At 42.6% G+C, this 20,531-nt stretch carries 27 protein-coding genes; 9 read left to right on the top strand and 18 right to left on the bottom strand.

The genetic code is table 11. The features are described from left to right. Positions 1-284 precede the first annotated feature (284 nt). Positions 285-1,259, top strand: a complete 975-nt coding sequence (locus ACUXV2_RS08210; RefSeq protein WP_446246523.1) for a DNA/RNA non-specific endonuclease — start codon at positions 285-287, stop codon at positions 1,257-1,259. A gap of 169 nt (positions 1,260-1,428) precedes the next feature. Here ACUXV2_RS08210 and ACUXV2_RS08205 read toward each other — a convergent pair whose 3' ends face one another. Further along, a complete protein-coding gene (locus ACUXV2_RS08205; RefSeq protein ID WP_446246522.1) occupies positions 1,429-1,998 on the bottom strand; it encodes a hypothetical protein in 570 nt (189 codons plus the stop codon). A gap of 164 nt (positions 1,999-2,162) precedes the next feature. Here ACUXV2_RS08205 and ACUXV2_RS08200 point away from each other — a divergent pair, with 164 nt between their 5' ends. The 4 genes from ACUXV2_RS08200 to ACUXV2_RS08185 are packed head-to-tail and all read left to right on the top strand — an operon-like array spanning position 2,163 to position 4,613. Further along, positions 2,163-2,825, top strand: a complete 663-nt coding sequence (locus tag ACUXV2_RS08200; RefSeq protein WP_446246521.1) for a hypothetical protein — start codon at positions 2,163-2,165, stop codon at positions 2,823-2,825. A 53-nt stretch (positions 2,826-2,878) separates the two neighbouring features. Continuing rightward, complete coding sequence (locus tag ACUXV2_RS08195) at positions 2,879-3,040, top strand: hypothetical protein (RefSeq protein ID WP_446246520.1); 162 nt, start codon at positions 2,879-2,881, stop codon at positions 3,038-3,040. A gap of 47 nt (positions 3,041-3,087) precedes the next feature. Beyond that, on the top strand, positions 3,088-3,942 hold the full coding sequence (locus ACUXV2_RS08190) for an alpha/beta fold hydrolase (RefSeq protein ID WP_446246519.1): 855 nt from the start codon (positions 3,088-3,090) through the stop codon (positions 3,940-3,942). Between the two features lie 32 nt (positions 3,943-3,974). Next, positions 3,975-4,613, top strand: coding sequence for a VC0807 family protein (locus ACUXV2_RS08185; RefSeq protein WP_446246518.1), 639 nt, complete (start codon positions 3,975-3,977; stop codon positions 4,611-4,613). A gap of 550 nt (positions 4,614-5,163) precedes the next feature. Here the strand turns inward: ACUXV2_RS08185 and ACUXV2_RS08180 are convergent. The 3 genes from ACUXV2_RS08180 to ACUXV2_RS08170 form a co-directional block, all read right to left on the bottom strand. Continuing rightward, positions 5,164-5,349: a hypothetical protein gene (locus tag ACUXV2_RS08180; protein WP_446246517.1), complete on the bottom strand. Its 186-nt coding sequence runs from the start codon at positions 5,347-5,349 to the stop codon at positions 5,164-5,166. Between the two features lie 204 nt (positions 5,350-5,553). Further along, positions 5,554-6,051, bottom strand: a complete 498-nt coding sequence (locus ACUXV2_RS08175) for an LURP-one-related/scramblase family protein (RefSeq protein WP_446246516.1) — start codon at positions 6,049-6,051, stop codon at positions 5,554-5,556. 205 nt (positions 6,052-6,256) lie between these two features. After that, positions 6,257-6,955 (bottom strand): GIY-YIG nuclease family protein, encoded by a 699-nt coding sequence (locus ACUXV2_RS08170; RefSeq protein WP_446246515.1) that lies wholly within the window; start codon positions 6,953-6,955, stop codon positions 6,257-6,259. Positions 6,956-7,593: 638 nt separating this feature from the next. Here ACUXV2_RS08170 and ACUXV2_RS08165 point away from each other — a divergent pair. After that, the gene (locus tag ACUXV2_RS08165; RefSeq protein WP_446246514.1) at positions 7,594-8,238 is read left to right on the top strand and encodes a hypothetical protein; all 645 of its coding nucleotides are present in this window, start codon (positions 7,594-7,596) and stop codon (positions 8,236-8,238) included. Positions 8,239-8,623: 385 nt separating this feature from the next. On the opposite strand, the gene ACUXV2_RS08160 is transcribed toward ACUXV2_RS08165, so the two are convergent. From ACUXV2_RS08160 to rpsN, 8 genes are all read right to left on the bottom strand, one after another. After that, entirely contained in the window at positions 8,624-8,962 is a 339-nt protein-coding gene (locus ACUXV2_RS08160) for a hypothetical protein (RefSeq protein WP_446246513.1), read from the bottom strand. Between the two features lie 290 nt (positions 8,963-9,252). After that, positions 9,253-9,921 (bottom strand): DNA alkylation repair protein, encoded by a 669-nt coding sequence (locus ACUXV2_RS08155; protein ID WP_446246512.1) that lies wholly within the window; start codon positions 9,919-9,921, stop codon positions 9,253-9,255. 108 nt (positions 9,922-10,029) lie between these two features. Further along, entirely contained in the window at positions 10,030-10,314 is a 285-nt protein-coding gene (locus ACUXV2_RS08150) for a hypothetical protein (RefSeq protein ID WP_446246511.1), read from the bottom strand. Positions 10,315-10,660: 346 nt separating this feature from the next. Beyond that, positions 10,661-10,912 carry a hypothetical protein gene (locus ACUXV2_RS08145; RefSeq protein WP_446246510.1) on the bottom strand — a complete coding sequence of 84 codons (252 nt, stop codon included), beginning with the start codon at positions 10,910-10,912 and terminating at the stop codon, positions 10,661-10,663. A 164-nt stretch (positions 10,913-11,076) separates the two neighbouring features. After that, positions 11,077-11,706 (bottom strand): class I SAM-dependent methyltransferase, encoded by a 630-nt coding sequence (locus ACUXV2_RS08140; RefSeq protein ID WP_446246509.1) that lies wholly within the window; start codon positions 11,704-11,706, stop codon positions 11,077-11,079. Between the two features lie 295 nt (positions 11,707-12,001). Then, positions 12,002-12,376, bottom strand: coding sequence for a hypothetical protein (locus ACUXV2_RS08135; RefSeq protein ID WP_446246508.1), 375 nt, complete (start codon positions 12,374-12,376; stop codon positions 12,002-12,004). Positions 12,377-12,432: 56 nt separating this feature from the next. Continuing rightward, the gene (locus tag ACUXV2_RS08130) at positions 12,433-12,681 is read right to left on the bottom strand and encodes a type B 50S ribosomal protein L31 (RefSeq protein ID WP_446246507.1); all 249 of its coding nucleotides are present in this window, start codon (positions 12,679-12,681) and stop codon (positions 12,433-12,435) included. Between the two features lie 20 nt (positions 12,682-12,701). Then, positions 12,702-12,971, bottom strand: a complete 270-nt coding sequence (gene rpsN / locus ACUXV2_RS08125; RefSeq protein ID WP_446246506.1) for a 30S ribosomal protein S14 — start codon at positions 12,969-12,971, stop codon at positions 12,702-12,704. A 319-nt stretch (positions 12,972-13,290) separates the two neighbouring features. Between rpsN and ACUXV2_RS08120 the strand changes: the two genes are divergently transcribed. Beyond that, positions 13,291-13,899, top strand: a complete 609-nt coding sequence (locus ACUXV2_RS08120; protein WP_446246505.1) for a hypothetical protein — start codon at positions 13,291-13,293, stop codon at positions 13,897-13,899. A 49-nt stretch (positions 13,900-13,948) separates the two neighbouring features. Here ACUXV2_RS08120 and ACUXV2_RS08115 read toward each other — a convergent pair whose 3' ends face one another. The 6 genes from ACUXV2_RS08115 to ACUXV2_RS08090 form a co-directional block, all read right to left on the bottom strand. Continuing rightward, a complete protein-coding gene (locus ACUXV2_RS08115; RefSeq protein ID WP_446247024.1) occupies positions 13,949-14,533 on the bottom strand; it encodes a nucleotidyltransferase family protein in 585 nt (194 codons plus the stop codon). 901 nt (positions 14,534-15,434) lie between these two features. Beyond that, complete coding sequence (locus ACUXV2_RS08110) at positions 15,435-16,628, bottom strand: MFS transporter (protein WP_446246504.1); 1,194 nt, start codon at positions 16,626-16,628, stop codon at positions 15,435-15,437. 106 nt (positions 16,629-16,734) lie between these two features. Then, positions 16,735-16,845 carry an RAxF-45 family protein gene (locus tag ACUXV2_RS08105; protein ID WP_446246503.1) on the bottom strand — a complete coding sequence of 37 codons (111 nt, stop codon included), beginning with the start codon at positions 16,843-16,845 and terminating at the stop codon, positions 16,735-16,737. 88 nt (positions 16,846-16,933) lie between these two features. Then, a complete protein-coding gene (locus tag ACUXV2_RS08100) occupies positions 16,934-17,302 on the bottom strand; it encodes a hypothetical protein (RefSeq protein ID WP_446246502.1) in 369 nt (122 codons plus the stop codon). Positions 17,303-17,351: 49 nt separating this feature from the next. Then, a complete protein-coding gene (locus ACUXV2_RS08095; RefSeq protein ID WP_446246501.1) occupies positions 17,352-18,368 on the bottom strand; it encodes a DUF4179 domain-containing protein in 1,017 nt (338 codons plus the stop codon). Beyond that, positions 18,365-18,928: a sigma-70 family RNA polymerase sigma factor gene (locus ACUXV2_RS08090; RefSeq protein ID WP_446246500.1), complete on the bottom strand. Its 564-nt coding sequence runs from the start codon at positions 18,926-18,928 to the stop codon at positions 18,365-18,367. The genes ACUXV2_RS08095 and ACUXV2_RS08090 overlap by 4 nt, the downstream gene beginning before the upstream one ends. 367 nt (positions 18,929-19,295) lie before the next feature. On the opposite strand from ACUXV2_RS08090, the gene ACUXV2_RS08085 reads away from it, so the two are divergent. Both ACUXV2_RS08085 and ACUXV2_RS08080 read left to right on the top strand, forming a co-directional pair. Next, a complete protein-coding gene (locus ACUXV2_RS08085) occupies positions 19,296-19,790 on the top strand; it encodes a DinB family protein (RefSeq protein ID WP_446246499.1) in 495 nt (164 codons plus the stop codon). A gap of 130 nt (positions 19,791-19,920) precedes the next feature. Next, positions 19,921-20,529, top strand: a complete 609-nt coding sequence (locus tag ACUXV2_RS08080; protein WP_446246498.1) for an FMN-binding negative transcriptional regulator — start codon at positions 19,921-19,923, stop codon at positions 20,527-20,529. Positions 20,530-20,531: the final 2 nt, after the last annotated feature.

Here is a 20,531-nt window from a genome sequence, read left to right as displayed (position 1 = left end):
GTATATAGAGATCCGGGAATTCCAGATTCCAGATCACGAGCTATATCCAACGTATAAATGAGAAGACATTCGCATATGTATTGTATTGCCGGCACCTGAAAAAGGGTGTCAGTTTTTTTTGCAAAAATAATCCTTGCCGTATCACACGGTATGGGTTTCTTATTAGTACAGCATATTATTTAAAATGTGATTTTATTCAGATTAGTGAAACTTCAAAGGAATAATAAGAATTTGCGGTAAAATGATGTCGGTTATTCAGAAACATATTATAGGGGTGTCCTAAAATGAAAAAGAAAATAAACGGATTTCTCTTGCTATTAACGAGTATGTATATCGTTGGTTGTGCCAACGCAGAATGTGCAGCCCCACCAGATAATGAAGCAGATTCGAAAGTAGAAGCCACGGAGACTATTGATAGTAAAGATGAAAAAGAAGTAGCTGCTCCAGAGGTTGTGGATGAGCCTGAAGGAGAGGAAGCAGTCACAGAGGAAACCTCACCCGAACCAAATGATGAAGAGTTTCCAGGATTCGATCTCCTAGAAGTCGATGGTGGTGATTTGTCTGGGTATCGTCAACCGAGCGTCGTCGTTGACATTGGCTTTGGGGACCGTGAGTATTGGGCATTCACGAATGAATACGGTCAGCTAGTGCGCGTCATTGCAGACGAAATCGTATTACAAGATGACCGCACGGAGCCGGTAACATCGTCTGGCAGATACTATTCTGATGAGGCAAAGGTTCCCGGCGTCGAAAGTGCTGTATTAGATGAAGGTCATATCATCGCCGACTCTCTCGGCGGTGTATCGAATGCTTATAATATCACCCCTCAAGACAGCACGCTTAACCGACACGGTGATCAAGCGTATATGGAAAAAAGTATCCGGGACGCAGGTGGAGCCACTAACTTTGAAGCCATTATCACCTATCCAAATACGGAAACGCAGATCCCTTCAAGTTATAAGTATACCTATACGTTAAGAGGGAACGTAATCGTTGATACATTCGACAATGTGAACCCTGATAAAGTGAACGAATCACTCGGCCTGACAGAAAGTAAGCCTTCCGCTTCAAAGAGCTCCGACACAAACTCAACGAATTCAAACACAGACGGCGATCTCTCAAGCATCGATACGGACGGTAGTGGACTGGTGACAATTAAAGAAGCAAAAGCAGCTGGCTTCAGCATGCCGATCACAAGCGATCACTGGTTATACCCTCATATGCGGGATAATGATGGAGACGGGATGGTTGGAGAGTAGAATATTGTTATGTAGCCATAACAAGAAGCTTGGAACTGCCCAAGCTTTTTTCGTGGCCAAGATTGATTTCATTTTGATAGAGTCATGCAGGATTCAGCAATACTGTTGTGTCCATTCTTGCAAGATAGATCAGAACTTTTTCGGAGTTCAAGGTCTAATCCCCTCAGTGTTAATACTTTAGCAGACTGGGGATCACCGGTAAATTAACTTCCTCTTCATAACCCATAAACCAATACCCCAACTCATCTTCCTTACAAAACGCATGACGCTCCTCTTGCTTTCCACTCGGATTAAACCAGAAGGCACTCACTTTTTCCATTTCTTTTTCTTCTTCCCAATACCGATAGACCATTAATGCACTTGACTGCTGCTGCCGATTTTTCTCTAAAACCAGATTGTTTAAAAAATCTATTCTACCCTCTGATTCTATGTATTGAACACCAATCACATTAGTGGGGACAAAGCCTTCTTCCGTTTCAGAAAACAACTTCTCTATCGTCTCAACATCCTTCCCCCATACACTCTCCCTCTCCAGGTGCAAATCTAAAGACACGTACTCTTCTTCACTGATCCGTTTATCCCATTTCCACCAAGCCAGATCCATTGGACGGGACCGCCCCTTAACCTTATCCATTTTCCTATCCTCAATGAAAACCTCGAAACCAAGCATTTCTCCCAAATTGGCAAAATAGTCGATTTCCCTTTTTGTAAACATCGAACGATTATGATTAATAGACAAATTAAGCCTTCTATAATTTCTTACGTATCCTTCAAAGAACTGCATGAGATTGAAATGGTTCATGATAGATTCCTCAATTCAAAATAAAGATTTTTATTATGTAATATTATGGTAACATAAAAGGAGTATTTTACTAGAAAAAGAATGAATCGAGGATAATTATCATGGCAACACCAGCACAAAAAAATTTCAGGAAACAGATGAAACAGCTGAATCAGCATCGGGATACGAGGTACGATGACATCTACCGTCCCGTCCGCCAAAAGAAAACACCGCCCAAATGGTCCTGGGGAGTAATCGGCTTCATCCTGCTCGCCTTATTTGCCAGCGGTCTGCCGATGAAGATCTACAATGAACTGACCATCCACCATGACCAGAAGATCCGAAGCTACCTCCAGGAGCGTGAACAATATTTCAGCTCTAGTGACCAAAGCTTCAAGCAGCTGATGACAAAGATCAATGAGGCTAATGGAGACTTGAGTTCGCTCAAGATGGATATCAATGAAACGGATATCATGGTGAAACAAAACTATTTGAAGCTCATGGAACTGCAGCCCCCACGCGATTTTAAAGACCTCCACACCAAAACGATGGAGCTTTATGTGATCAAACAAGCGGCGGTCGATTATCTCGCCTCTTCTTCTCAATCGAATACCTATCATCCTGAAATCCTGTCGACCTACATAGAGGAAAGCAATCTGAAGTTGAGTCAGCTCCATCCCCTCTTGATCAAAGGACTCCAGAAAGCGAATCTGCGATACAAGATCAACCAGGACGGGTCGCTGACCTATTGGGTGAAGGAGGATTACGCGGGGGGCATAGAATAAGTAACGGTTATCACGGTGTGAGAAGCCTGCACATCTTTAAGGAGGCTGTGATAGTGAAGAAAACTACATACTGGAAACTAGTGATTCCATTTGCGCTGATCGGAATGATTCTTGCCTATGTATTGCCACCTGACAAAAAACCATATGTCATGATCATGCCTTTGCTGTTCTGGATGCTAGATTTCATCATGGCGCATAAGCATAACAACAAATAAACGCTTTATATGAATCGACTATTATCACTCTGTAAAGGATGGATATGATGGAAAAACACCTGACGCTCAACGGTAAATCAATCTATGTCAAACGCTTCGGAAGCGGCGAACCAATTGTGTTCCTGCACGGCGGTCCCGGAGGCAGTCATGAGTTTTTCCTTCCCTTTGCCGAGAGGCTGGCAGAAGACTACACCGTAATTTTGTATGACCAGGCTGGATGCGGGATGTCCCATATGGTTGAAGGAGATGGGTATTCCATTCAGGATGAAGTAGATAATCTAGAAGCTTTGAGACAAACCTTGGGTTTAGAGAAGATTCATCTTTTCGGTGAATCCTGGGGCAGTATACTGGCACTATCTTACGCAGTTACATACCCATCCCATGTAAACAAGCTGATGTTAACGGCTGCCATCGGTCTAACAAACGGAGCATACACCTCATTCAAGACTGAACTAATGAAAAGGCTCGGTACCTTCAAGAAATTAACGTTTCTAACTAATGGCATACTCCATACTCTGGGCATCAATCGCACCAAACAGATTCTCAACCTCCTTGACCCGTACTACGTGTACACGCAACACACTTTAATAAAGAAAAAACACATACCATTTAATGACGTGGTCCAAAGCAAAATCGCCAAGAATATAGAGGACTCATACAGCCTGCTGCCTCATGTAAAGACGCTGAGTAGCATTCCCATCATGATCGCCCAAGGCTCACATGACATTCTGACAGCACAGCATATGAAGGATGAATTCAAGAAACAGCTTCCACATGTTGAAGTTGTCGAAATAAAAGAAAGCGGGCATTGGACGATACTCGAACAGCCTGAGGAAATAGTAAGGTTGACTCGTTCCTTTTTCCAAAGGGGTGCGGTTCACAAAAAAATAAATTCAGTCTGACAGTTTGATAAAAAAATAAAGGAGTACCCTACATGCAGAAGAAAATTGTCCTCGGCGACTTTATTTTTTATCTGATTTTCCCCATCGTCATATGGAATCTGGGCAGGGATTATATCGGAGATTACTATGCGATGCTTCTGTCCTCGGTACCGGGAATCATCTATAGTGTGATCCGGTTCATTCTGTTGAAGAAGGTGAATCTCTTAGGCCTCTTCATGATCGGTACCTTACTTGCCGGTACCTTAATCGACGTCCTATCCGGTTCTGCTCTGAATCTACTTTGGAACAAGGTCTATTATTCTTATTTTATGAGTTCACTTTTCGTGCTTACCATTCTTATCAATAGACCCATCGCTCTATTCTTTGCTTTGGACTTTGTTGAAATGCAGGGGTATGACCGAATGACAATGAAAGACACCTTTTATCAAAAGAGAATCCTGAACCTTTTCAAACTCATCACTTTTGGATTTGCTTTCAGGGACATCCTGCTGGCCTCGATCAAAGTGTGGCTCATTGTCACATACGGCGTTGAAGCCTTTGATAAAGGGTTGATCCTGAGGCAGGTGTTAAATTGGACTCTCTCGGGGTTAACCATCTATGGGTTTATCTACATATCGAAAATCTTGAATCAAAATAATAGTCCAAATCAGCAAGCTGAGTTGAAAGACTAATTAAAACATGGCCATTCCTCCGGCACACTAACGCTTAAGTTTGCTGGAGGAATGGCCACAAAATTCTTTTTTGTCAAATTTCCCAGATATATATTCCATAAATTTACTGGTTCGTTTATACTATTAGAATATTCTGGAAAAAGGAGGTGGACAGATGGTAAGTAACCTTTCGTTGCGACTGAGTTCAGTCATATTCACTCTGCTCATATTGTTGGGATTGCCTTATTGGGCTTTTTTGAAAACAGGTCGTCCATTTATGGAATGGACGATGGTAATAGGTGTATTAATAACTGCAGGAATTATTTATTGTCATGGGCCGGGGTACAGAGCGTTTGTGAACAATACAAAAAATCAAGTTTTGCGTTCCCCTGCCTTTTGGATATCACTCATCTATACTCTCGTTGTTTCTTGTCTTACCTATATCTATTACGGAAAATATTTCTGATTTTTTCTTTAAATCAGGGCCATTCCCCTGGCACACTAACACGTTAGCGCGCCGGGGGAATGGCCCCAAATCTTCCGATATTTTTGTCAAGGAATTCACTTAAATTCAAACCCACTTCTTATTAGCAATCGGCTGCAGCGACAATCCTGTCATAATACCCAGACAAAATCCAATGACAAGACCTATGGTCGTATCCTCTACAATCGGAATAAAAAATGCAATGCCTATCGTAAGCCCGATCAACATTCCTATTATATAAAGTAACACTTGTTTCATAACCGGTCGTTTCACATCTACCGCTCCTTTTGTTTGAAGGGTACCACGGAAAGACAGGGGTTTCTCTTGCTTATAAATTACGAACCCCGACCTCTCTTGCCGCTCTCCCTTTATAGTTGATTAATGCACACTTACGCTTGCAAATTTGGGAATCCGACGCTTTCTCCAGATCAGTCCCCCACTTCATAAACTGTCCGTCTTCCCTTTCACACTTCTACTTTACCCCGCCCCTCCTGACGAAGCCGCCGACTCATCCGCCTTCACACAATCAATCGCAATAACCAGCGCAATAACAATGGTCTCCATCTCTTCATCCAGCACTTGCACCCTGTAGCTGTCGCCCCAACTGAACCACTTCTTATCCACTTCCCCTACAACCTTGCCATGCTGTAATACCTGAAAGTTCATGTCCCACCAATTACCCCGTACCTCAATTCCTGCCGCATCAATCGTATAGCGTGATTTTAAAAAGGAGAACTCCTTCTTGATCGTCAATACTTCCTGGCCATTCACCTCTACGAAGAACTTCGGTAAAAAGCTGAGCACCTTTTTCGTAATGAGGGCCACTTCATCCCTGTTTGTATCCATAATGGAGAAAGTCTTCGGAACCTTCATGAAGCTTCCCGCTACATAATATCGATCCTTCTCCTCGTGATCCTTGACTGTAAATTTCCCGCTTAGACTGAATACCTTTTGCTTTATATATAATTGTTTCATAATCATGCCTCCCGCTTTTTAGTCTTTACATTATGTACGGTTGAGATGGGATTTGGTTCCAAAATGAGGCATTCGTTTTTATCACTCAGCAATCCGCGTCGCTTTCCAGCTCTCGATTTTATTCAGATATGGTTTGGGAAAAATCGAGACGAATCTAATGCTAACTCCAAAATAAATAGAAGCACGAGATCCCTCTCCGCGCTTCCTAACTTCTCTCAATGCATTGATAATATATACTTAAAAATTCTTCTGGATTTGTAAAAAACCATTCCTCTCCTCTTATATCCATAATTTTCCGGTCTTTTATTTCGAGAGTCTTGTGAATTAAATTTTCTAGTAACTTGCTTTTATTAAACCGTATTATTGTGATGATAGGATTTTCAGGTAAGGCCGTCGAAACCTGATCTAACACCCTTCTTAATGAGTCCTCTGATTCACCGATTTTACATCTCCAAAATTTCTCTCCATTACTTTCTGCATAAGCCTTATAATTGGGAAGAAAATATAAATAAACTTCTTTATCCCCTTCACCATAATAGGTAAGATTATATTTTTCTTTAATGTCTTCAAGGGGCTCAACTTCTGTAATTTCATTATTTTTATCTATAGACGACTCTTTCATCTTATCATCACAAATTCTCCAATGTGTTCTTGCTGGGTTTTCTGCACAACCGTCTTTTTTTAATTTTCTTAAGGCTAAGCTAAACATCCTGCGTATATCATTGGCTTGAGCATTTTTCCCACCTCTTGATATATGTAGATTAGTAACCTCTTTTATTATAACTTTTATCGTGACATCTCCTTTCTTATTAAATAATTCCAGAATAAGCTCTTTGCAAATTGCAGGATAAAGAGGAACATCTCTGTATTTATATTCCTTATTTGTATCATCATAAATAGACACAGCAATCACTCCCTACTAGTAGTTATTATTAGTTTTTCTAAAACTAATGTAATAGAATTATCCCCATATTTTAATGTGTACAATCATGTAGCTGGTATTGAAACCTTGGACAGGACAGTCCACATGCCATACTTCCCCTAAGGCAAAAGAGGTATACGATAACTATTTGAAGCAGAAGGAAAAGGAAAGTCAGGGATAGGGGGATGCGCTCTATCCTTTTTTAGTTTGTAGGGAAAAAATCGGTTGTGGGGGAAGTCCATCCGGCTTCGGCATTTCTTTCGCCACTCTTCTATGTATGTCATTCAACAAATAAAGCCCCCTGAACAAACAACCTGCAATGATGCCAAAAGCAAGGATGCCGCCGACCCAGGGTCCCGATATAAATAATATAAAACCTAGTATACTCGCTAAAAAAATCGATAGCATCAAGTACAAAATAATCCCCCTCTCCTATTTATTTGATTCCCATTAAACCTTTCAAGCTTCACAAAGCTCCAACACCTTCCTCATTATGTCAAAAGTCTTACAACGGTTCAAACTTTCCTATGAAGACAAATCACACAATCACCCGTATGCTATATATAAAGTGGCAATTCTTTATGGGGCGTCCAAAATACAAATGTAAAAGGAGAATATCCATGAAACTTTTTCATTATCACTGGTGGACAGACAAAGTGAAGGAAATGGAGCAATTCTATCAGCAGCAGGGCTTCGAAACCGTGCTGAGGGTCGGCAAGGTGAATGGAGAGATGCAATCCTTCAACCCTCCGTTGAACTGGGATGATTTTAAAGGAAAAGAGATTGCGTTCAGGATCATTGAGATGGTCAAAGGCCAGACAAATGTGACATTCGGACAGGGGAAACGCGACATGTTCGATCATATCGGTGTGCTGGTGGATGACGAGGAATACAAAGGCATTCTTGCTCGGGCCGGCGAACTGAACTGGCACATCAACGAAGGGGAACGAAGAACCTTTATTTCGACTCCATGGAAGTTTCGGATCGAGCTTCAGCGAAGGAGCGATGTGGTAGGTGAAGAACAGCATACAAGGATTCATAAAATGAAGATTGATGCACCCTTCAATGAGCATCCTGAGTCTGTTGCCCGCCTGCTGAATCTGGATGTCCTTCATGAAGATGATTCATGTGTGGAGGTCGGGAATGATGAATGGAGTCTCGTCTTTTGCAGGAAGCAGAATGTACGATTGGATACAGTCTTTTTCTCGGATGAGGGGTTTGAGGATGTAGATCCTGTTGCAGTGAGGCTTGGAAGAATTGGGTGACGAAAACTGCCGGTAAATCATTCAAGGGACGGCGTTATGCAGCCGTCCCTACTCATTCACCTATCCAATATTAATCAAAAGCCCAAGCATCAACAGAATACTTTGTAAAATGTGGATAAGACAAGGCGGTTTCGAATATCCTGTTGGATCAGGCTCATCATACACAACCATTCTCCAATCGCCGTCACCAGCTGAGCTGCTTTACGTAATGGTCCCTCATAAGAGGTAAAGAGAGGGACCTCTTCTCTATTAATAATGTCAAAGAACCCCGGGTTCGAAACAATCAAAGGCGTTCGGCTAGAAAAGGGGCGCTGCAAACGAATTGCAGCGCCCCTATATTATGGGTTATTCCATTAAAGCCTCCTTTAATTGAAGAAGCAACTATTTACTCTTTCTTCTCATAACCCTTGCCAATAACGGTTTCTTTATCTTTATTAATATAAACAACCAGTCTACCGTTCGAGGCGTCTTCAGTACTGTTAAAAGTCACTGTATATATTGTTTTACCAGTGAATTTATCACCTAACTGTTTACCAAGTTGTTCACTTACAGTCACTTTAGCAACAACAGAATCCTTAGGTGAGACAGGAATTTTATCTTCCTCTTCCCTCGTTAAACTATTAAATGCAATCAACTCTATCGGCAATTGTTCATTTTTGAATAAATTACAGCCAGTTAATATCCCCAGAAGACATATCATAGCTAGAGATAGACAATTTTTCATTCTATGTAAATGCTCCTTCCAATACTAACTATTGAGTTATTACGTTAAACTGCCCGTTAGCTGAAGACGCTTTGATGAAACCAAGGCAGGGCGGCTGCTTGTTCAGCAAACGCCCCCATTAGTTGAAGAAGGACGATCACCATTTATGTGGAAATCGTCCTTTTTTATTTCCAGCTGAACAGTATATTTGTACTGTTCAGCTGGAATGTCCAAGCCTATTACTATTTTCATATTGAGGCTCTGAACTCCTTTATTTTCACATCAAACCTTCATGAATTTTTCAGTGGTAACTACTTATTAATTCGTTTGTTAACTTCAATCGTAATGAACTCCGGCAAATAATTGGGAGTACATCCTTTTGATACCATATCATCTTTATATAGACCCGTTTTCTCACCAAGTTTAATACAACGTGCACGATTCTTTTCATCATAAACGCCTATCCAGCCTGCGGTGAAATTCATAGCCCATTGAACTTCCGGTTCTTCCTGTGTAATATTAGCTTCAATTGAAGATAGTAAGTCTGCGGTGTTATCAGGCGGTGTTTGTCCAGTCCATCTCAATCGCGCTTGATAATACCAGAAAGCTCGCCTTTGAAGAGCAGAAGGACTGTTTTCCCAAGACTCCATCAATGCAATGTTCTTCTTGTCTTTGGTGAGCTGATTAGCCATTAACCAATCCATTAAGTTATTTCGCTCATCAAATGTGTGAGTCTGCATATCCTTATCAAGCTTATTTAGCACATCTTGTGAAAGAAGTTTTTTGTCCATAATTAAGATTGCCAATAGTCGCGGCAGAAAATCTCCGGTTGACCAAAGTTCCATAGCTAGTTCGTGATCTTTTTTAATGTCCTTCGCGATTTTTCGTAAGTCGCCTAGCTTCGTCTTACTATTAATCTGAGTCAGAATGTTTTCTGCTTTTGAAAAGCGTTCTATTTCTGTACCTTTACTTTCATTCATTTTATCCAACTCCTTCATTAAGCACTCTTTCATACTATTGCCTTGACGGAATCTATCAAGAACTTCATTTTGTTATAAGTCTTAGTGCAGTGGTGTGACAATAAGTCATTATTTCTTACCTTTTCGTTCTAAAAGTATAGGTGCTATATTTAGTAAGATAGAAACAATGGTCAAAAACCATAATACCCTTTCCATACCAGGTACTACATCCATTAAAGCTGCCCAATCTTCCACTTCTACCCACACCGATACAAGACTGTATTCTGCACAAAGTGCTATTGCTGTAAATGATAATCCCATCGCCATAGCAAGCTTGTAATCCTTTCCTGCTTTATACATATAAATATTTATAAAAGTTGCTACTATAGCAATAACCCCTAATATGATCCACATAACTATACCTCTATACCTCCATATATTTTTATGTCCTGTAAAAATACTAATGTGCTTCATCTCAATTTTTCGCATTACTTTTTTATTAGACTAATCTTATTGCACACATTCCTTTTTATTAATGAACCATTCTACTCGTCAACTGAATATCCATTATTTACAATTTTATCACATAAATCTTTCTAAAAGTGCTCTAAGAATAAAGTTCTCCGCAAGCACAGGCTTAGAATTAACAAGTCATTTAGTACCCCATTGGAGTGCTCATTCATCAAAAATTAAATGCAACAACAAAAAAAAGCCGGCCTAATTCATATGCGAATTAGCCTGCTATTTGTCATTTTTTCTCCTAAACGGAACCTCTTACCTTCTCGATGACAGGGTTTTTAACGTATTCCGGAACATTTATCATTCCAGATAAGAACAAATCGATGATTTCATCTATCATTGTCAGCAGCTTAGTATTCATTACTTCCATTCTTACATTTACACCGGCCCTGGCCCAAGATGAAAACTCTCTCCATCTTGGGCCAGGGCAATGAGGAACCTCTTGATGCTGCACTCCATTCGGAATCCTGCAGTAAAGAGAAAATGTCTTCATCAAAGGAAAACCCGAACTCAGGCAAACGAGTTCGGGTTTCCTCAACTAATATGGTTCGTATTGATTTTGTGAAATACTATGCCCCAGCCTCTTCCATATAAAGAGGCTGCCCCGGTACGCGCTAACACGTTCGTTTACCGAGAAGCACCCCCAATCGAATTACCTTACCCTTCTTTCTGACATATCACCATATGAAACGGAAACGGCGGCTTCCCCTCCGCATTCTTATGCGGCTCCACAATCTCCGAAACGTCCACCAGTCCATAGTTCCCGAATTCCTGCTTGATCGATTCGTCATCATAAAAGAACATTCTCACGCCTTCCATGATTTCGAAATAGTTATCCCCAAGCTGTTTCCCCTTCCCGTACATCGGGGCATCTTTTGAAATCGTGGTGAACACCATGAATCCGCCAGGTTTCAGCTGCTCATAGCAGTCCTTGATGAACTTCCCTCTCTCATGCTCACTCAATAAGTGTATGAGCGCATAGCTGAATATCCCGCCATACCGCTTATCGTCAAACGGCATATCAGATACGGAACCATGGAAAATAGGAATCTCAAGTCCGCTCTCCCTTGCCAGGTCAATCGCCGTCCCCGAAATCTCGATCCCTGTCACATCGATCCCGTTATCAGTGAACACCTTTGCATTCCGGCCATAGCCAATCCCCGGGATCAAGATCTCCTTCACGTTCTTTTCAACGAAAAGGTCCTTCGTGCGGATGGCAGAGTCTGCAGGCTCGAATCCCCACATCGTTTGATTTGCGATAAAGCTTGATTCCCAAAGTTCGGGCATGTTTGTATCCCCCTTTATTTATCCATTGAATATGGCTGTTTTTGATAAAAATGCTCTTTTAATATTAATTTTTTAATGATTTATTTTCCATCACCCGGGAATAGATCCGGAACACTGGCAGGCAGCAGCCCCAATCCTGACTTTAAGCCTACTTATTATCAAAAACGGGCATGATATTATCAAAAATCCGTATATATTATCAAAAACAGGACTCTTTTTATTAAAAATCCAACTATATTATCAAAACGCCAATAACGTACAACTTCCGCTCCGCTCACATTGACTGATCTCTGCCTTACCGGCTGACAGATCCCGTCCCAACCGAAAAATAGTAATACTTCACATTCGTCGAATCTGCCCCGTCACTCTCAATCACTTCTGTACAATCCACCCACTTCACCTTTTCCAGTTTAGAGGTCAACTGACGATCGATCTCTCTTTCAATCTCCCTCATCTCCACTATGAACTTTCCGAACGTGAGTTGAAAGTGATTGGCCGCCTGCCGGTGGGGAGCGTGCTGAATGAGGAGACTCATGAATTCATCCGATGTTGATGCCTGCCGCGCGAGTTCGTCTTCTCGCTGCACTACATACTGATACATGTCTCTCTGTCGCGGGGAAAGTGACTTTACGATGTCTCTCGCCAGTATCTCCATCATATATCCGTTCATGCCTAACACCTTTCTTACGCCAGAAACGGGCTGCACATGTATGCAGCCCCTTCCGGTTATTTTTTCATATTGTATTTCTTCATGAAGCGTTCCGCGCGCCCGCCCCGGTCGGAGAATTTCTGTCTTCCCGTATAGAACGGATGGGTGTCGGAACTGATTTCCACTTTCAAGAGCGGATAGACATTGCCGTCTTCCCACTCGATTGTTTCATTTGAACTCATCGTAGAACCCGTCAAGAAAGTAAAACCGCTGTTCATATCCATAAATACTACATCATGGTAGTCTGGATGAATGCCATTCTTCATCTGTCATGCTCCTTTCTATCTTACCAGCTTGATTTCTTCACACCTGGAATCTGTCCTTTATGCGCGAGTTCACGGAATGCGATACGGGACATCTTGAACTTCCTGAGATATCCACGCGGGCGCCCGGTCACCTCACATCGGTTTTTCAAACGTGTAGGAGAAGAATCCCGTGGGAGCTTCTGGAGCGCATCGTAATCCCCTTTCTCCTTCAATTCTCTCCTTAATTCTGCATATTTCAAAACCGTCTCCTGACGCTTCTTTTCCTTAGCCACTTTCGATTTTTTTGCCAATTGCATTTCCTCCTAACTTTCAAATCGTAATCATTACGATTTATTTAATATAAATGTATTAAATCATAATCATTCCGATTATGCAAATCCCATGTTTCATAAAAAAGTCCTCCACACGTCAGCATGACCTTTTCTCAGAAACGTCCACCAGTTCATAATCCCCGATTTCCCGCTTGATCGGCACTGCATCATAGAGAACTTTTTCACTTTTAAAAATAGAACTCCAACCTTATCAAAAATCCAACGTGGTCACCCAGTAAACTGTAATTATAAGGAAATGGTTCATTTCCAACTGACTATGTAAGGGGAGGATTTTTTCATGAAGAAAATAGTGTATGTATTGGTTGCAGGTGTCATGGTCCTTATGCTCGCAGCATGCGGCAGCGACTCGGCAGTGGAGGAACTCGATCAGAACGACACGGAAAAAGCGGAGGCAAAAACGGGCAGTGATGCAGACAAGGAAGAAAAACCGCCGGAAGAAGAAGCAAAAGATGAAGACATATGGACGTACTACAATGACGCTAAGTGGTCGGATGATTACAATGGCTTGAAGATGGAGATCCAAAAAGCCGTCGTCTCGGATAAAGCTCCTACGATGGAAGATGAGAATGCCAACGCATCGGCAGTCGGCGTTAAATTCAGAATGGAAAATACAACCGACGGCAAATTCACCTTCTACCCGGACCAGGCCGTGCTAGTCACCAGCACTGGTGAACAGATCGATATGCCAGATATGTGGGTGTCCGACAACATCGGCGGTGAGATCGACAAAGGCGTGATCAAGGAAGGCAATATCATTTGGTATCTTGAAAGAGGCCATGCTGGAGATATCGAGTGGATCAAGCTTGAATTCAGCGGACATCAGGGGCCGGAGGATGATTTTGAATCGGAAATGAAGGAATATGAAATCGAGCTTAAGTTGAAGTAATGGTTGAGGGGACAGCTCCCGGCAAGAGTGGCCGGTGAGCTTTTTTATATTAACCTTCATGATCGACGATATGATGGACCGTGATCCTATCCCAGATCCCCTTCCAATTTTTCTTCCTGACTCTCTCCTCGTAAATCGCAGCCCTTTCCTTTGTTTCAGTGAAATAGGCTGTCGGTTTCAGCTGGAGATTCAGGACATCCTCTATTCCGCAGGGAGCGGTGAGTACCAACCGATTTCTCTTGTCGAGCTTCACGCCAAGGGCCGTCGCCGTTTCAGGGAATTTCGAAATGGCATCCTCTGATGAAGTATAGGGTGGAATGTAATTGACGACGTGCATCCTTGCTTCGTTTTTGACAGACCAAGGTATGCCTGGAAGCATGCGTCTCAACTCATTCTCCAGTTCCTTTTCAACAGCCTCATCCATACTTGTATCGTCAAAATAAATCACATCGACATCCGGGGTCTTCGTCCGTTCCTCGAACCCGTGCAGCGCATCCCATATTTTCGACCGGACGAACCCTGCACAGATCCACCAGTCAGGCAAATCCAACTCGCTTGCAGCATTCAGGATCTCCATCATCTCGTTATCGCGTTGGATCAACGCGATGATATCTTCTTCTGTATTCAACAATATAACCCTCTCCTCAAACTCGAGCATATATTCTTATTTTAGCACATTGGCATGAAGAGGAAGCAGGATTCTACATCTGATTTACCACAGAGAAAATGCTGCCTTCCAATGAAGAATAAAGAGTTCAGTTACCGGGCGCTTTTCTAATATATAACATTGAAACTAACTTATGAATTGGCATTGGCCAGTATATCGGAACAAGAAAGGTCGGAATGTTAAAAATTAAATTGATGATATTTCCCTTTTGGTGTAAAATTACACTAAACAAGCAAAGGAGGAAAAATATGGAGGGGGAAAAGATGAATTATAAATTGATATTATGTTTTGTTTTACCCATCATAATTATGGTTTTTGGAATAAATCTAAATTTTTATGTGTTCTTAAGTGGAAGTCCAGCAACTCTCAAGAACTTAATCGTTACGTTTGCATATTTGGTTAATTGGATATTGTGTCTTGTAATCGTCTCTAAAACGAAAAACAAAGCTGTCATTAGATTTTATACAATTTTTTGGATACTGACTCTAGGAATAGCTGTATTGACTGCTTACGTTAATTTTACAGATACTCCGGTTTTTTTTGCATGGGCTATTCCTTTTGCAGCTTTGTTCTTGACACCATGGGTCGGGCTTAACTATCTGGTAGATAGTTATATAGTTACGTCTATTATTATACTAATTATCTCCTTGATAGTGTTTATAGCTATTACTTCAATAATTAGGAGTTGGAAAAAAGTATTGTAGTTAAATTAATTCTCTTCCTCGGGTGCTTTACCATTCCTTTATTCATATAAAAAGACTCGTCAATGCGAGTCTTTTTAAAAAGTGTGTAATATAGCATTAAATTTGAGTACTTCTAAATGTACCTATTACATTGGAGTAAAAGGCAGCTATTTTAAAAATCATTCTTACATTCTATTCTTCAACCTGATCCTTCCAACAACCAAATACCCTCCTGCCATCACCATAAAGATGATCAAGAGTCCGGCAAATCCATCCGTAAACCCGCTCCTTTCAATCGCCAACCCAAACAACGGAAAGCTGATCATGATCACAAAGCTCTCCATCAACCCGATCAGCGAAAGGAACGTAGACCGGATATTGCTGTCCAGGAACCGCTGAATGAATGAGCTGAAGATCGGTTCGAACAGGCTTAAAAGCTGCGCCAGAAATAGGAATGACAGCAGGATCGCCCAGTCTGTGGCAAAGATGAACAGGATGAAGAACAACAGGAAAAGTCCCAATCCGTAATAAAGGATATTGAAAAACTTAAACCGTTCCTCCACCTTGTAGGCGATTTTCGCCATCACAACACCAAGGAGACCCTCGATCGTGAACACCGCGCCGACGACGATTGACGAGTATCCTAGTTGAATGAAGTATTCCTGTCCATAGAACACAATGATCACCATGACCGCACTCGCCAGTATGAACAGGACTACAGGCCGATGGATGACGGGGTTGTTTTTCCAGACCCTGACTCCCAGTTTGAATTGATGGACCCACTTGTTATACCATCGCCCACCGATGTCTTCCGTCTTCTCGCGTGGCGGTTCCTTCATGAACAACAGCGGGATGACGGCAAGCACGTGTGTGACGATCGTCGAGCCGTATACCCATTCCCAACTGACTTCAGCCATGAAGCCTCCGAGGAATTTGGCCAGGCTCAGTGATAATAAGGATATCGCCGTCATGCTGCCGATGACCTTCGTGTAGTCTTTCTCGCGTTTATCATTTTTCAATGTATCATAAGCAAAAGCCTGCTCGGCCCCGGAATGGAAAGTGACCATCAGCCCCATCGACAGAAAGGCGAGCGTAAACACGGTAAACGTTCCGCTCACAAGCATCAACAGCGCATAAAGGAGGCTGAACAGATTCCCAATTACGAGGCTGACCTTCCTCCCGTACAAATCAGCGATCATGCCGGTCGGCACCTCGAATAACACGATGGCGAGATGCAGCAAGGCCTCCAAGATCCCGATCTCCCCGAACGTCATGCCCTTATCGCCGAGATAAATGACCCACAGGGCCCGGTCAAAAAATAACTGTGCAAAGAATAAATAAAAATAGAGCAAATATATATTGTTTTTTGTCTTCATCATTGAATGTCGTCCTCTCTTAAACAAAAAGTCACAAAAAGCCGCAGGGCATCATCCCCTGCGGCTTAACTATTTTCAGGAAATCATACATCGTTCACATCTATGGAATTCAGCTAAAAATGGACAGACCTGTCCCGTTGACGGCTGAAATTCCAAAAATAGACATCATAAACATAAGAAATTTCTTCTCAGCTTTGATGACTACAGTGAATGAATGCATGATACTCCCTCCTTTAAGTTTAAGATTCTCTTTTATTATAAGTGTCTTGGGAATTTTAGACAAGAGAATAATGGTGCCTCTTCCCATTTCACTCCCGTCTCGACACCTCTACATCATTAGGTTGAAAGTCGATTTCTTTAAAATTCCCCCAAAAACCTTCCGCTTCGATTGAAAAAAGCTGATTGGGGTCTTCTTTGTGTCTGTAAAGCCGCTTTATCTGCATGCCCATATTCAAGAAGCCAGTCGATGAATCATAGTATCCCTCAGCATTCCAATAGACGTTGTCTGTCGAAGCAACCTGAAGCGTGTAACATTGATCATCCAAACAGTCGACTTCATAGTTGTCCGAAAACCATTGAACAAAATCATCTTCATTCGGTTTATTGATTAGCATGGCAGCGGCCCCTGCTGCCAACACAACCAATGAACATAATACAGCTAGCCATTTTTTATTCATTGAATCCCCCCTTCCGGACTGTCTTGAGGTGCATTTCCCATTATCCCTTTTAATTCTTTAACTCAATCACAATCGGATCCAGCTTAATCTCCTCATGCCCCTTTCCAGACATCAAGCTGGCAATCTCAATCGGCTGAATGATGAGCTGGCTGGCACCTTCCTGGATCGTTCCGAACGCGGTCGTCCCTTCAAACGTCTTCCCTTCATCCTTCGATACACCTCCGCCGCCCGTTCCGTCCATGTACACATGACCGAGATCATCGGTGACACGGAATACCGGCGTCACACTCGGCCAATTTTCAAGGAACTCTGCCTTCACTGCCTGCTCGTAGCCAATGACCGTCGACACATCCGTGAATTCAATCGATTTCAGCGTAAAGGTCACATTTTTATCTTGAACGGTTTCATTCACTAGCTTCTGATCACCCTCCACACGCTCCAGTGAAAAAGCGAACGACCAGTCTCCCTCGACCTCTTTATCATTTTCGATATTCGAAAAGGCGTGAGGTGTCCAGCTGATGTCCACCTCCGGATACTCACCATCTTCAAAGTGCGGCGTAAAGGTGAATAAGCCGACATAGCGCGTTTCACTGATCTTCGTGATTTCGTTCGTGCCGCTGCTTCCTTTCGACCCGGCGACTTCAAACCAATTCGGCCCTGTGATGTGCATTGCCTCTCCGAAATCTTTTTCCGTTTCAATCGCATACGACACCGTAATATTCGTTCCGTCGTATACCGCATTATCAATCATGACTGTTACCCCATTGTCCGTCTCGGCAAGACCGATATCAGTGGAGAACGTTTCAAAGTTCTTGTTGTCCTCGCCGTTGAAATATCGGATGACATCATCCATGAACGGAATCTGCGAGGCAACAGAAGGAATAGTAAAACTTGCTGCCGTTGTCGCCCCGACAATCATGACGGCAGCCGCTGCAACCTTGCGCCAAACCGGTGCTTTTTTGCGTTTTTTCAATACGTGTTGTTTGACCCGTTCTTTCTCCACATCTGTCACGTCCAGCAACTGGAGCTGATCGACATCGAGGTCCATCCATTCCTTCATGCTCATATTAATAACTCCTTCACCTTCAAGTTAGTGGCCAAGATCTTCTTCCCGCGGTACAGCCGGTTATCGATGGCAGCTTTCGTCAATCCCAGGCTGTCAGCAATTTCCCCATTTGAAAGCTCCAAATAATATTTCATCATAAAAATATCCCGGTCGTGATCCTTTAACTGACTGATCGCAGCCAATAATTCATTTCGCTCTTCCCGCTTCAAGATCGACTCTTCCGTCCTTATGGTACTCTCCTTCTCGCTCAACATGACATCCGACTGTTCACGCTCGATCCGCTTTTTCGCCTGACGATAGCGATCGATTGCTTTATACTTCGCAATCATTCCGATCCATTTTTTGAAATCCTGCGGTTCACCTTGAAACTGGTGCGCATTCTGCCAAACCGTCAGAAACACATCATTGATGCATTCATCGATATCCGGCTCTTTCATGCTGTGAAGGATCTTTGCCGCAATCGTCTTCACAAGCGGCATATACGCTTCGATGATGAACTCAAGTGCATCTTCTTTCTGCTTCTTTAACCGGGTGATAAAGTTTGTCGAGGAACTTTTCATCTTTTCCGCTCCTTTTGTTATTGAAAAAGCTTTTTCATAAAGTACAACGAATGGCGTAAAGGGTTATTCTCAATAAAAATAAAATTTGCCGGAATTCAGCTATAAAAACACTATAAATCACATAAAAAATTGCACGAATATGTAAATGTATGACTCAGTCTCTTACCTTTATTATCGAACACCCTTCCATATTATCAAACTATTTTCGATATAATCGAACTGCACGGCACATGGTCGAACTGACCCAGTGATTAATGGGTCTATACCAAAATCTTCTCAAACCCAGTCCTTCAAACAAGCCCCGCGCAAACCCGCCGTGATACAATGAAGCAGAAAGTCCGTTTTTCAAATAATGGGAGGGATTACTATGTTCACAACAGTCAATGATTTCTTACAGGAATGGAAACAGGAAGCAGCGGTCACACAAAAGGTGCTGGGCGCTCTGACGGATGAGTCGTTAAATCAAGAGGCTGCTCCGGGATTGTACAGCATTGGAAGTGTCGCCTGGCACGTCACGGGAGCCGCTTATTACTTCCCGTCTCAAGTCGGCATCACGTTCGAGGTTCCGGATCTTCGAAAAGAGGCACCGGCTTCAGCTACAGAAATCAGCGAGACGTACAAACTAGTAAGTCAGCGTCTGACAGAAGCCGTGTCGGGGCAGGTCTCGGATGAAAAGATGAACGAAATGGTGAATTTATTCGGGATGGACATGCCGATTCAGGCTGTATTCCGCCTCCTCATCCAGCATCAGGCCCATCACCGCGGACAATTGACAGTCCTGATGAGACAGGCTGATTTGAGAGTCCCTGGCGTCTATGGTCCGAGTAAAGAAGAATGGGAAGCGATGAATGCTTCAAAATAGGCAGAGAGAAAACCGGCGGAAGCCGGTTTTTTTGTACGATTAAAGTGATCCCCTCTTTCAACATAAAAAAGGGTTTCCCCCCTTTCCCGCCGAATGTGTATGACATAGATCACTCGAAAGGAGCACCACCATGTACATCCCGCATCATTTTAAAATCACAGACGAATCGATCATCCATGACATCATTAAGGAGCACGGCTTTGCGACACTCATTTCCCAGCACAACGGGATGCCTGTTGCCACACACTTACCACTGCTTTTAAACAAGGACAACACCTGTTTATACGGACATTTCGCCCGTCCGAATCCTCAGTGGAAAGAAATCGGCAGCCAGACCGTTCTCGCCATTTTCCAAGGTCCCCATTGTTACATCTCCCCTTCATGGTACGAGACGAATCAAGCCGTCCCCACCTGGAATTATGTGACTGTACATGTATACGGGGAAATCGAGCTTGTGGACGATGAAGAAGAGGTAAAGAACTCCCTGCACGATTTGGTTATGAAATATGAAGCACCTGACAGTCCCTACAAATTGGAAGATGTCGATCCTCAGTATATGTCAGGTTTGAATAAAGGGATTCAAGGCTTCAAACTGAACATCACAAAAATAGAAGGAAAAGCGAAACTAAGTCAAAATCACTCGGTAGACCGACGAGAGCGGGTGATTCAGCAGTTGGAGCAGATCCCCCGTAGTAATGAACAGGGTATTGCAATGTGGATGAAAGGGAATCGTTTTTAATA

It is taken from the genome of Rossellomorea sp. NS-SX7 (assembly GCF_052828565.1).
The sequence above is the reverse complement of the archived record's forward strand: the minus strand, read 5'-3'. Positions and strand labels throughout refer to the sequence as shown.

Excerpts from the sequence above, each read along its gene's own strand:
- ACUXV2_RS08210 (WP_446246523.1), top strand. The coding sequence starts at position 285 with ATGAAAAAGAAAATAAACGGATTTCTCTTGCTATTAACGAGTATGTAT.
- ACUXV2_RS08200 (WP_446246521.1), top strand. The coding sequence starts at position 2,163 with ATGGCAACACCAGCACAAAAAAATTTCAGGAAACAGATGAAACAGCTG.
- ACUXV2_RS08190 (WP_446246519.1), top strand. The coding sequence starts at position 3,088 with ATGGAAAAACACCTGACGCTCAACGGTAAATCAATCTATGTCAAACGC.
- ACUXV2_RS08185 (WP_446246518.1), top strand. The coding sequence starts at position 3,975 with ATGCAGAAGAAAATTGTCCTCGGCGACTTTATTTTTTATCTGATTTTC.
- ACUXV2_RS08175 (WP_446246516.1), bottom strand. The coding sequence starts at position 6,051 with ATGAAACAATTATATATAAAGCAAAAGGTATTCAGTCTAAGCGGGAAA.
- ACUXV2_RS08165 (WP_446246514.1), top strand. The coding sequence starts at position 7,594 with ATGAAACTTTTTCATTATCACTGGTGGACAGACAAAGTGAAGGAAATG.
- ACUXV2_RS08160 (WP_446246513.1), bottom strand. The coding sequence starts at position 8,962 with ATGAAAAATTGTCTATCTCTAGCTATGATATGTCTTCTGGGGATATTA.
- ACUXV2_RS08155 (WP_446246512.1), bottom strand. The coding sequence starts at position 9,921 with ATGAATGAAAGTAAAGGTACAGAAATAGAACGCTTTTCAAAAGCAGAA.
- ACUXV2_RS08150 (WP_446246511.1), bottom strand. The coding sequence starts at position 10,314 with ATGTGGATCATATTAGGGGTTATTGCTATAGTAGCAACTTTTATAAAT.
- ACUXV2_RS08145 (WP_446246510.1), bottom strand. The coding sequence starts at position 10,912 with ATGAAGACATTTTCTCTTTACTGCAGGATTCCGAATGGAGTGCAGCAT.
- ACUXV2_RS08140 (WP_446246509.1), bottom strand. The coding sequence starts at position 11,706 with ATGCCCGAACTTTGGGAATCAAGCTTTATCGCAAATCAAACGATGTGG.
- ACUXV2_RS08135 (WP_446246508.1), bottom strand. The coding sequence starts at position 12,376 with ATGAACGGATATATGATGGAGATACTGGCGAGAGACATCGTAAAGTCA.
- ACUXV2_RS08130 (WP_446246507.1), bottom strand. The coding sequence starts at position 12,681 with ATGAAGAATGGCATTCATCCAGACTACCATGATGTAGTATTTATGGAT.
- ACUXV2_RS08120 (WP_446246505.1), top strand. The coding sequence starts at position 13,291 with ATGAAGAAAATAGTGTATGTATTGGTTGCAGGTGTCATGGTCCTTATG.
- ACUXV2_RS08110 (WP_446246504.1), bottom strand. The coding sequence starts at position 16,628 with ATGATGAAGACAAAAAACAATATATATTTGCTCTATTTTTATTTATTC.
- ACUXV2_RS08105 (WP_446246503.1), bottom strand. The coding sequence starts at position 16,845 with ATGCATTCATTCACTGTAGTCATCAAAGCTGAGAAGAAATTTCTTATG.
- ACUXV2_RS08100 (WP_446246502.1), bottom strand. The coding sequence starts at position 17,302 with ATGAATAAAAAATGGCTAGCTGTATTATGTTCATTGGTTGTGTTGGCA.
- ACUXV2_RS08095 (WP_446246501.1), bottom strand. The coding sequence starts at position 18,368 with ATGAGCATGAAGGAATGGATGGACCTCGATGTCGATCAGCTCCAGTTG.
- ACUXV2_RS08090 (WP_446246500.1), bottom strand. The coding sequence starts at position 18,928 with ATGAAAAGTTCCTCGACAAACTTTATCACCCGGTTAAAGAAGCAGAAA.
- ACUXV2_RS08085 (WP_446246499.1), top strand. The coding sequence starts at position 19,296 with ATGTTCACAACAGTCAATGATTTCTTACAGGAATGGAAACAGGAAGCA.
- ACUXV2_RS08080 (WP_446246498.1), top strand. The coding sequence starts at position 19,921 with ATGTACATCCCGCATCATTTTAAAATCACAGACGAATCGATCATCCAT.